A 7,538-nucleotide genomic window follows, 5' to 3' on the forward strand; every position below is an offset into this window, starting at 1 on the left:
TTCCAGGCCATCCGCATGAGCTGGTCCACGCGCAGCCGCGGCAGCGTCCAGCGGACCCACATCATCACCAGCACCAGGCCGAACGCCTTGACGAGGAAGACACCGAGGGAGAGGAGGTTCCCCCAGAGCGCCGGCAGCGCGTCGGCGCGGAAGAACGGCACGTGCCACCCGCCCAGGAAGCAGGCGGTCGCCAGGGCAGCCACGATGAACATGTCGCCGAACTCGGCCAGGAAGAAGAAGGCGTACCGGATCCCCGAATACTCCACGTTGTACCCGGAGACGAGCTCCGACTCGGCCTCGGGGAGGTCGAACGGCGTCTGGTTGGTCTCTGCCTGCGCCGCCGTGAAGTACAGGAAGAAGGAGAAGAAGGTGAACGGGTTGTGGAAGAGGTTCCACCCGAAGACCCCCAGGAGCCCCCCCTGCGAGCGGACGATGTCCTGCAGGGAGAGCGAGCCGGCGATCAGCACGGCGGGCAGGATCGCCATCCCCACCGGGATCTCGTACGAGACGATCTGGGCCGCCGCGCGCATCCCCCCCAGCAGGGCCCACTTGTTGTTGGAGGCCCACCCGGCCATCAGGATCCCCACCACCACCAGGGAGGTGATCGCCATGACGTAGTAGACCCCGATGTTCAGGTCGGCCGCGATGAGACCCACGCCGAAGGGGACGACGACGAAAGCGGCGAACGACCCGATGAAGACGAGGTACGGGGCGAGCACGAAGAGGAACCGGTCGGCCTTGGCCGGGATGATGTCCTCCTTCAGGATCAGCTTCACCCCGTCGGCCAGGAACTGGAGAATCCCGTACGGCCCGACGCGGTTGGGCCCGATGCGCACCTGGATGTCGCCGGCCACCTTGCGCAGGACGTACGACCCCACCCCCCCGAAGGTCAGGGCGAAGACCAGGAGGACCGCCGCCGTCACCACCATCACCAGCAGGGTCACCGTCCAGAAGGGGACGCCGGCGATTGCGGGCACGGCCTGCACCAGGGATCGGGCCAGGGCTTCCATCGGCTACCTGTCGATCTCCGGGAGGATGATGTCGAAGCTGCCGATGACCGCCACGATGTCGGCGATCATCAGCCCCCTGGTCACCTTCTCGAAGATGTTCATGGTGACGAAGGAGCCGGCCCGGATCTTGAGCCGGTTCGGAAGGACGGTCCCGTCGCTGATGACGTAGAACCCGGTCTCGCCGCGGGGGCACTCGGTGCGGACGTAGACCTCGGCGGCGGCGGGCTTGAACACGCGGGGCACCTTGGCCAGCACCGGCCCCTCGGGGATCCGCGCGATCGCCTGGCGCAGGATCTTCACGCTCTCCCGCATCTCGTTGATCCGGACCATGTACCGGTCGAAGCAGTCGCCCAGCGTCCCCCGCTCGCCGCTCCCCACGCAGACCTGGAAGTCCAGCTTCGGATAGACCGAGTACGGCTCGTCCTTCCGCAGGTCGAACGCGACGCCCGACCCGCGCAGGTTCGGCCCCGTAAGCCCGTAGGCCACCGCTTCCTCCCCGGTGATGACCGCCACGTTGGCCAGCCGGTGGACGAAGATCTTGTTGTAGGAGATGAGTTTGTTGTATTCGTCGATCTTCGGCTCGAAGTAATCGAGGAACTCCTTCGTCTTCTCCAGGAAGCCGCGCGGCAGGTCGGCGGAGACGCCCCCGACGCGGGCGTAGTTGTACGTGAGCCGGTTCCCGCAGGTCATCTCGAAGAGGTCGTTGACCCGTTCCCGCTCCCGGATGGAATAGAGGAACGGGGTGAACGCCCCCATGTCCGCTGTGAACGACCCGAAGGCGATCAGGTGGGAGGAGATCCGGTTGAGCTCGCAGACGATCACCCGGATGTACTCGGCGCGCTCGGGGGCCTCGATTCCCGCGAGCTTCTCCACGGCCCACGCCCAGGCGCAGTTGCAGTTCATCGCCGCAAGGTAGTCGAGCCGGTCGGTGAAGGGCATGAACTGGGCGTAGGTCACCCGCTCGCCGATCTTCTCCAGCCCGCGGTGGAGGTACCCCATGTCGGGCCGGGCGTTGACCACCACCTCGCCGTCGGTGCGCAGGAGCACCCGGAGCACCCCGTGGGTGCTGGGGTGCTGCGGCCCCATGTTGATGAGCATCTCCTGGGTGTGGAGCGCTTCCGCCGGCGTCGTCATATCTTGATCCCGTGGTAGAACTCGGGGTACTTGTAATCCTTGCGCAGCGGGTGCCCCTCCCAGTCCTCCGGCAGGAGGATCCGGCGCATGTCCTTCGATCCGGGGAAGTCGATCCCGAAGAGGTCGAACGTCTCCCGCTCCATGAAGTTGGCCGCCGGCCACACCGAGTCGACGCTCGCGACGGACGGGTTCTCCCGGGGCAGGAACACCTTGAGCCCGATGGCATGGCGGTGCGTCATGGAGTACAGGTGGTACGCAACCGCGAATCTTTCCTTGTAGTCGACGCCGGAAAGGCACATGAGCGAGTCGAACCGCAACCCCGGGTCGTCCCGCAGGAACCGGGCGACGTCGAGGAGCGCATCGGGGGAAACGACGACAAACGCCGGCCGGAATCCTTCCGCCTGGAGCTCCGGCACCGCACCGGCAAACCGGGTTTTCAGCGCGTCAAAGAGAGCTTTGGGGTCCACGGGCTGCCTTTACGCCTTCGCCGCGAAATTTCTCTTCTGCTCGATGATCTTCTGGAGCTTCAGGAAGCCGTCGATCAGCGCCTCGGGACGCGGGGGGCAACCGGGGACGTAGACGTCCACCGGGATCAGGAGGTCCACCCCCTTCACCACGCAGTACGAATCCTTGTAGAAGGGACCGCCGGTGTTCGCGCAGGACCCCATCGAGAGGACGAACTTGGGCTCCGGCATCTGTTCGTAGAGCCTCTTGACCCGATCGGCCATCTTGTGGGTGATGGTGCCCGCGACAATCAGCAGGTCCGACTGCCTCGGCGACGCCCGGAAAACCGCGCCGAACCGGTCGAGGTCGTACCGGGAGGCGCCGGTCTGCATCAGCTCGATGCCGCAGCAGGCCGTGGCAAACAGCAGGTACCACAGCGAGGACTTGCGCGCCCAGTTGACGAACTGGTCGGCATTGCCAACCAACACATGGGCCTCGGGGCCGAAGGAGGCCGGAGCATGGATCGGCCGAGCGGCGCCGTGCGCCGGGTCGTTGCTCATCGGTCTCCCTTCCGCGCGGGGGGCTCCTGCATCGTTCGCACCCAGTCCAGGTCGCCCTCCTTCCAGAGGTAGGCCAAGCCGACGAGGAGGATCACGATGAAGATGAACGCCTCGACGAACGCCACGAGACCCAGGCGCTGGAAGATGACGGCCCACGGGTACAGCAGGGCCACCTCGACGTCGAAGATGATGAAGATGAGGGCCACCACGTAGAAGCGGATGTTGAACTGCACCCACGAGGATCCGAACGGCACCTCTCCGCACTCGTAGGTGGACAGCTTGACCGGTGTGGGATTTCGCGGTTGCACCAGCCGCGAGAGCCCGAGCAGGAGCGCCACCGTGACCGCGCCCAGCACGATGAACACCAGCACCGTTGCAAACTCTGTGAGCATACCGGTCCGTCCCGTCGTTTCGCGTCTTGATTAAGAGACGACCCCCGCCGTTTCGGACAGGGGCAGGATCATCTCCTTTTTTCGGGGGATACCGCCTGTATACAATCGACACTATACGATACTCGGGAATCTCCCCAAGTCAACCAAAAAATTGCCGATCGCTTTCCATTATACTATCACGCATGGAGTCGCGCTCCCCCGTCGGAACCCCGAAACTGCTCGCTCCAGCCGGGAGCAGGGCAGCGGTGTCGGCTGCCCTTTCGGCCGGCGCGGACGCCGTCTACGTGGGCGCCAGGGGCTGGAGCCGCGGGGGACCGCGGGTGGGGCTCTCCCTCGAGGAGGTCTACGGGGCCGCCCGGGAATGCCTCTCCCGCGGGGCAACGCTGCACGTCGCGCTGAACACCGTACCCGGCGCGGGAGAACTTCCCGATTTCCTTTCCGCTCTTCGGCGGTGCCGCGGCGACGGGATCGATACGGTGATCCTCTCCGACCCCGGCGTGATCTCCCTGGCGGCCCGGGAGTTTCCGGATCTGACCCTCTGCGCGTCGGTGGGGGTGTCGGCGCTCAATCCGTCCGAGGCGCTCTTCTATCGCGAGCTGGGGGCGAGCGCGGTGGTGCTGCCGACGACGGTGTCCCGCGAGGAAGTCCCCGCCATCAAGGCGGCCAGCGGTCTGCGAGTGGAGGTCTTCCTCCGCTGCCGGGCGGAGTTCATCGTCCAGGGGAAGTGCGGGTTGTCGGGCTACGCCCGGGAAGCCGAAGGGTCTGCGGAGCGCCTGGGCATCGGGACCGTCGGGCCGCCTTCCTCCGCCAAGCGGAGAGGGCGATGCTTTCTCGTCTGCGCGGCGCTTCCTCTCGACCGGACGCCCTACTCGATCGAGGAGGAGCTTTCCGGCTGGATCGCGGCCGGCGTGGACGCGTTCAAGATCGAGGGGCGGAACCTCCCGCCGGAAAAGCTTTTCCCCCTGGTCTCCCGCCTCCGGAGAAAGCTCGACGCTGCGCTCACCGGTCAGCCGTAATTGTAACTTGGACTTCAAACAACTTTATCTGAAGTTCGGGGACGTTCTTGAACTTTCGTCGAGAGGTTGCACGGGAAAGTTCAAGAACGTCCCCCAGATAAAGTTGTTTGAATGTCACCAATTACGGCTGACCGGTGAGCGCCTTCCGGAGTTCCTTCGGGATCGGGATGGACTTCCAGGAGGCGTCGATCGACCGGCAGGAGATTTTCCCCTCGGCGGCCAGCCTGTCTTTCCCCTCCGCCAGGCGGAACAGCAAGAACCCGAACGTGGCCCCCTTCTCATCCACCCGCACAAGTCGGGTGCGCAGGGTGAGCGGGTCGTCGAACCGGACGGGGGCGCGGTACCGGCACTGCGTCGCAACGATGGGAAATCCGTAATTTTTCTTCTGGTTCCGGTACACGGCATCGGGAGAAAGCCCCCGCGCCCGCAGGAACTCGTCCAGCCCTCGCTTGAAGTAGTCCAGAATGGCGGCGAAGTAGGCCACGCCGTAAGGGTCGGTCTCTCCGAACCGTACGCGGATCTCGATGGTGTGGGAAACAGTTCCCATGCGCGTTTAAAGGATCTCCATTCCGGGCACTGAAGTCAACCTGGACATAGGCGCGGGAGCGGAAAAACGGTACAGTATTATGGATGTCTCCCCCCGAAGACAACCAGGGGGTTTCTTCCCCCCTCGCGACGATCGAAAGGGCCGGATCCCCCGGAAGCCCGTCTCCGCCGCCGGGAATCATCCCCGGCCACTTCATCCGGCGCCGCTCCGACAGGGCCGTCCTCGGCAGCCTCGTGGTCCTGGCCGTCCTGGGTCTTCTCACGCTGTGCTACTTCGCCTCTTCGGTTTTTATCACCATCCTCTCCTCGATCCTGATCGCGTTGTCGCTGGATCCGCTCGTCCGGCGTCTCAGCAGGAAGGCGCGGCTTGGAAGGATCTCTTCCAGCGTGATCGTCGTTTTCCTGGCCATGGCGGTCCTGTACGCAATTCTCTACCTCGCATACGGCAGCGCGCAGCAGCTCTTCACCGACCTGCCCCTCCTGATCGAGCAGATCCGCAACGCGCCGCTCGTCCAGCGCATCACCGGCCATGTCTACCAGCTGACGGAAACCCTGCAGGAGGCGGGGCGCAACATCGCGCAATCCACGCCCCCGCCCCCGCCGAAAGGAACCGCGATCATCCTGCGCGACTCGACCTCCTGGACCGACACCCTTTTCCGGGGGCTTGGCTCACTCACGACGATCCTCTTCTCCCTGAGCTTCATCCCGTTCCTGGTCTACTTCCTCCTGGCGGAAAAGGAGCAGCTCACCCGGCGGACCCGGGCCCTTTTCCCCGAGGAGCACCAGGAAACCGTGCTCGTCACCATCTCGGGCATCGAGAGCATGCTGCAGAAGTTCCTTACGGGAAACGCCATCGTGGCCGGGATTCTGAGCATCGCCACCGCGTTCGCATTCCTCCTGGTCGGCCTCCCTTACTGGCTCGTGCTCGGCATCGTGTGCGGAATCGTCAGCACCATTCCCTACCTTGGGTTGATCCTGGCTCTCCTGCCCCCCCTGATCATCGGGCTGATCACGTTTGAGGCCGGGGCTCCCCTCTTCGTCATCGTGGCGTGCGTGACCGGTCTTCACCTTGTGGCCGCAAATTTCCTCATACCCAAACTCGTGGGGAAGGGAGTCCAGCTGAACCCCGTCGCATCGACATTGAGCATCATGTTTTTCGGATGGTTGTGGGGGGGGATGGGCCTCATCTTGGGGATTCCCATCGTCGCGGTGACGAAGAGCGTGCTGGAACACATGGAGCCCACCCGGAAACTCGGCCTGTGGCTGGGCGATTAGCGGCTAGGGGACACTCATTCAACCTGAGACTCGAGTTAATGAATGTCCCCCATAAAAAGGCCCGGCGGCCGTTGAGCCGCCGGGCTTCCTAGCTTCCCGCGGGACAATCCACCGGGGACACTCCTGATCCTCGCCGCCCGATATCGCGAGGAGTGTCCCCGCAAAGCCCGCTATTTCGCCTTTTCGAGCTCCCGCTGGCGCAGCATCCGGCGCAGGAGCTTGCCGACCGCCGTCCGCGGCATCGCGTCGATGAACTCGATGTCGCGCGGCAGCTTGTAGACGGCGATCTTCCCCTTGCAGTGCTCGACCAGCTGCTTCTTGAGATCCTCCGAGGGGGCGACGCCGGCCTTGAGAACCACGAACGCCTTGGTCTTCTGTCCGATGACCGGGTCGGGGACGCCGACCACTCCCGCGTCGGCGACCGACGGGTGCATGACCAGCGCTTCCTCGATCTCCTCGGGCCCGATCCGGTAGCCGGAAGACTTGATGAGGTCGTCCTCCCGGGAGAGGAACTGGACGTTGCCCACGTCGTCCATCGTGACCACGTCGCCCGCCAGGCACCAGCCGTCGCGCACCGCCCCCTTCTGCTTGTCGTTGTCCTTCCAGTAGATCGTCCCCGTGGGCCCGCGGACGATCATCTTTCCGACCTCGCCGGGCTTGACCTGCTCGAAGCTCTCGTTCACCACGCGCACGTCGTACCCGGGGCAGGCCGACCCGATATAGCCCGGCTTGACCTTCTTGGTCACCGCCGCCGAGATGAAGACGAACATCATCTCGGTCGTGCCCAGCCCCTCGTAGATCTCCAGGTTGAACTTCTCCTTCCAGTCGAGGTAGGTCTTGGCGGTGAGCGCCTCGCCGCCCCCCGTGCAGAACCGCATGGACGAGATGTCGTAGTCCTTCGGGTTGATGTCGACGAGCATCTTCCGGTAGGCGGTCGGCAGCGCCGACATGATCGTGATCTTGTGGTTCTGGATGTTCTTGAACATCGCCACCGGCTCGAACTTCGCTATGAGCGAGACGGCAGCGCCGTAGCGGAACGGGATGACCGCGACGGTCGAGTACCCTGCCGCCATCGCGATCGGGGCGGGGCCGCCGATCACGTCCTTGTCGGTCACCTCCCAGCAGTACTTCCCGAACCCGTCGGCGACGATCAGCGACTCC

7 protein-coding genes and 2 pseudogenes (1 of these 9 only partly in view) are annotated in these 7,538 nt (G+C 64.7%); 2 read left to right on the plus strand and 7 right to left on the minus strand.

All coding sequences use genetic code 11. The features are described 5' to 3' along the window. From A2Z13_05350 to A2Z13_05370, 5 genes and pseudogenes are all read right to left on the minus strand, one after another. A pseudogene (locus A2Z13_05350) lies at positions 1–1,010 on the minus strand (hypothetical protein); it reaches 79 nt to the left of the window's first position. Positions 1,011–1,013: 3 nt separating this feature from the next. Then, the gene (locus A2Z13_05355; protein ID OGP78970.1) at positions 1,014–2,144 is read right to left on the minus strand and encodes an NADH dehydrogenase; all 1,131 of its coding nucleotides are present in this window, start codon (positions 2,142–2,144) and stop codon (positions 1,014–1,016) included. After that, complete coding sequence (locus tag A2Z13_05360; GenBank protein OGP78971.1) at positions 2,141–2,611, minus strand: hypothetical protein; 471 nt, start codon at positions 2,609–2,611, stop codon at positions 2,141–2,143. Before A2Z13_05360 ends, A2Z13_05355 begins: the two co-directional genes overlap by 4 nt. 9 nt (positions 2,612–2,620) lie before the next feature. After that, positions 2,621–3,112: an NADH dehydrogenase gene (locus A2Z13_05365; GenBank protein OGP78980.1), complete on the minus strand. Its 492-nt coding sequence runs from the start codon at positions 3,110–3,112 to the stop codon at positions 2,621–2,623. 32 nt (positions 3,113–3,144) lie between these two features. Next, on the minus strand, positions 3,145–3,540 hold the full coding sequence (locus A2Z13_05370; GenBank protein ID OGP78972.1) for an NADH-quinone oxidoreductase subunit A: 396 nt from the start codon (positions 3,538–3,540) through the stop codon (positions 3,145–3,147). Positions 3,541–3,785: 245 nt separating this feature from the next. On the opposite strand from A2Z13_05370, the gene A2Z13_05375 reads away from it, so the two are divergent. Continuing rightward, complete coding sequence (locus tag A2Z13_05375; protein ID OGP78973.1) at positions 3,786–4,556, plus strand: hypothetical protein; 771 nt, start codon at positions 3,786–3,788, stop codon at positions 4,554–4,556. Between the two features lie 121 nt (positions 4,557–4,677). Here A2Z13_05375 and A2Z13_05380 read toward each other — a convergent pair whose 3' ends face one another. Next, positions 4,678–5,103: a hypothetical protein gene (locus tag A2Z13_05380; GenBank protein OGP78974.1), complete on the minus strand. Its 426-nt coding sequence runs from the start codon at positions 5,101–5,103 to the stop codon at positions 4,678–4,680. A gap of 83 nt (positions 5,104–5,186) precedes the next feature. On the opposite strand from A2Z13_05380, the gene A2Z13_05385 reads away from it, so the two are divergent. Then, positions 5,187–6,377 carry a hypothetical protein gene (locus A2Z13_05385; protein OGP78975.1) on the plus strand — a complete coding sequence of 397 codons (1,191 nt, stop codon included), beginning with the start codon at positions 5,187–5,189 and terminating at the stop codon, positions 6,375–6,377. 170 nt (positions 6,378–6,547) lie between these two features. Here the strand turns inward: A2Z13_05385 and A2Z13_05390 are convergent. Beyond that, positions 6,548–7,538: pseudogene (locus A2Z13_05390) on the minus strand (hypothetical protein).

The organism is Deltaproteobacteria bacterium RBG_16_64_85, assembly GCA_001798885.1.
In the GTDB taxonomy this organism is placed as follows: Bacteria; Desulfobacterota; Deferrimicrobia; order Deferrimicrobiales; family Deferrimicrobiaceae; genus FEB-35.